This window comes from Labilibaculum sp. (assembly GCF_041595635.1).
GTDB lineage: Bacteria > Bacteroidota > Bacteroidia > Bacteroidales > Marinifilaceae > Labilibaculum.
The window spans coordinates 1-3,281 of sequence record NZ_JBFHJW010000124.1 but is presented as its reverse complement, the minus strand read 5'-3'; the positions used below and the strand labels follow the sequence as shown (position 1 = coordinate 3,281).

General features: G+C 36.8%; 2 protein-coding genes. Both read left to right on the top strand.

What is annotated here, in order from left to right:
- The first annotated feature begins 478 nt into the window (after positions 1-478).
- Positions 479-1,666: a phosphoglycerate kinase gene (gene pgk / locus ABYT26_RS17590; RefSeq protein WP_372756334.1), complete on the top strand. Its 1,188-nt coding sequence runs from the start codon at positions 479-481 to the stop codon at positions 1,664-1,666.
- Between the two features lie 145 nt (positions 1,667-1,811).
- The coding region (locus ABYT26_RS17585; RefSeq protein WP_372756332.1) for an IgGFc-binding protein at positions 1,812-3,281 on the top strand (1,470 nt) is incomplete at its 3' end.

Here is a 3,281-nt window from a genome sequence, read left to right as displayed (position 1 = left end):
TGGAAGTTTTCCAACCCCATTTGGACCAACCAACAATTGCGCATGACTTACTCTATTTTCTTTAACGGTTTGTATGAACTGATGCTTAACAGTTTCCAGTCCAATTATATCTTTAAATTGCATGAAATAAATTTCGATTCTGTGATGAGCTTTCCTTTGCGGAGAAAAAATCTCTGTTTCCGAGCCAAATAAAATGCAAAATTAGCCACAAAAACACATTAGACTACCCAAAGTTAAAAAAATATCCAAGTGCATTGATAAAAGTAGCCATCTTGCTCGTTTGAAGTCCACAAATATGACGTTTTAAAGCCTAAAGTCAATTTTTCATTTTTCTCGCAATCGTTGCAAAACCAAGGAATCCGACAAGTAAACCCTTGTATTAATTAGGCATAGAAGAAATCGTAATTTCTTTTTTGCACTGATTTGTAGAAAAAGCTACCTTTGCTAACACGAAAAAAAAACTAACAAAAATAAGATCATGCAAAGTATCGACACTTACAATTTTTCAGGAAAAAAGGCGATAATCCGAGTAGATTTCAATGTGCCTTTAAACGATCAATTCGAAATTACTGATGACACACGAATTCGTGCTGCTTTACCTACTATCAAAAAAGTATTAGAAGGAAATGGTTCTGCTATTTTAATGTCTCACTTGGGACGACCAAAGGGAAAAGATGAAAAATTCTCATTAAAGTATATTGTTGCTCACCTTAGCAAATCGATTGGTGTTGATGTAAAATTTGCTGACGATTGTATTGGTGATAGTGCTAAAGAAATGGCTGCTGCATTAAAACCTGGTGAAGTTCTTTTACTTGAAAACCTTCGTTACTACGATGAAGAGAAAAAAGGTGATGAAGCTTTTGCAAAAAAATTAGCCGATTTAGCTGATCTTTGGATCAATGACGCTTTCGGAACTGCTCACCGTGCTCACGCTTCTACTGCTGTTATCGCGAAGTTTTTCCCTGAAGCTAAAATGTTTGGTTACGTAATGGAAAACGAACTATCAAGCGTTGATAAAGTATTAAAAGATACAAAACGTCCGTTGACTGCAATTATGGGTGGAGCTAAGGTTTCCTCTAAAATTGAAATCATCCAAACTTTAATGGCAAAAGTTGATCATTTGATTATTGGTGGTGGTATGACTTACACTTTTGTGAAAGCAATTGGTGGAACAATCGGAAACTCATTAGTAGAAGATGACAAATTAGAAACTGCTAGAGAAATCTTGAAAAAAGCGAAAGAAAACAACGTGAAACTTCACCTTGCTACCGATGCTTTAATTGCTGATGACTTTTCGAACGATGCAAATACTAAAGCTTGCGACGTAAACGCAATTCCTGAAGGATGGATGGGATTAGATGTTGCCGATGCTACTATCGAAAGCTTCAAAAAAGTAATCGAAGAATCGAAAACTATTCTTTGGAATGGTCCTGTTGGCGTATTCGAAATGGATACTTTCGCAAAGGGAACCAAAGCCATTGCTGATGCCATTGTAACTGCTACTGAAAAAGGTGCTTTCTCCTTAATTGGTGGTGGCGACTCGGTTGCTGCAATCAACAAATACGGTTTGGCTGACAAAGTAAGCTATGTTTCAACTGGTGGTGGTGCTTTACTAGAGTACATCGAAGGAAAAGAGCTTCCTGGTGTAAGCGCAATCCGAGGATAATAAAATCCAAAATACTTTCCTTAGGGAAATTCAACGCAGTTCTGTAATGGGACTGCGTTTTTTTATTCGGTTTGAACAAATGAAGCGTAAACATTTTTCAATTATATTCGTAACGTAAACCTGACTATAATTCTAATGCCATTTTATGAAAAAATTTCTACTTGTATTTATATCTTTATTTTCCATCCTTTTCCTTAAAGTGGAGCTTGTCCAAGCTCAGGTAGATAGTTTGCACTACCTCCCTCCCATGTGTTCTTTTACCAATTCTTCTAGCAATGTTAAAAACCACAGAATGGTGCTTACCACATCGGAAAGTACTGCTTTTACGGTAACCATAACAAATAACGATGGTTCTTTTGTTAAAACAGTAAGTTTATCAAGCTCTTCCCCGAAAAAAGTTGATTTAGATTGGCCAAAAACTATCTTGGAATCTCAGGGAATCATCGGAACCGGTGATTTAAATACCGTTCTCGACACCGAAGGCTTGATTGTATCGGGTTCAAAGAAATTTTTTGTCAATGTTCAAAACGTATCAACAGCCCAGGGCGATCTGCTAACATCAAAGGGAACAACCGGATTAGGAACTGATTTTTACAGTGGTCACATGTACTCACAAACAGGTGGATATGATGATCAAAACGGTCATTTTATTGGCGTTATGGCTACTGAAAACAATACCAATATCACCTTCAGTAATCCAAGAGTGATATTTACCGGACAAACGTCCAATACATTTACAATTAGTTTAAATAAAGGTCAATCAGTAGTAATCGGAATTAGCATTGTTAATTTACTAAAACAAACCTCTAATTTAAATGATGTGAATGGAACCCATATCACCTCTAACAAACCCATAGCGGTGAGTTCCGGATCCATGTGTGCTTCAGGTTACGGAAATAGAAATCCAGGTAGAGATGTTGGATTTGATCAATTGGTACCCACTGATGTAGTAGGTGATGAATACATACTTATTAAAGGTGAAGGTATAAGTGGTGGAGCTCAATACAATGAAAAAGCATTGGTTGTAGCCACAGAAGACAATACAAATATCTACTTAAATGGAAGTTCTACAGCTGAGACAACATTGAATCAAGGTGAATATTACTTTACTGACTATACTGATTTTGGAACAAATAAAAACCTATACATTCGATCTGACAAAAATATCTTTTGTTATCAGACTTTATCGGGAGCAAACAAAAAGCAAACAGCAGGTTTTTGCTTTATTCCTCCACTAAAATGTACTGCCGACAAAGAAGTAACCATTGCCTATGCGAATAAATTATCAACTTTAACGGTTAGCCCTATTCTTAAACTAGTGAGCCAGGAGGGATCAACCATTACAATAAATGGATCTGAAGTTACCAGTTTTAACAAATCAGTAGCAGGAAACACCTACTGGGAAACCTACGATATTCCAGAGGCAACACTTGCAAATCATCTTGACTCCAATGGCGATTATAATTTTGAAATTGTTTCAACGGGTGCTTTAAATGCCATGCTTGCCGTAGAAAGTAATAATGTTGGTGGTGGTGGTTACTTTTCTGGTTTTGGAGATGTGCCACAAATAGAGCAGAATCCTGAAATAGAGTCGGAAGGTCTTTGTGGCGACAAT

What these genes read in the sequence shown, in the direction of transcription:
- pgk (WP_372756334.1), top strand. Translation starts at nt 479, where the DNA reads ATGCAAAGTATCGACACTTACAATTTTTCAGGAAAAAAGGCGATAATC.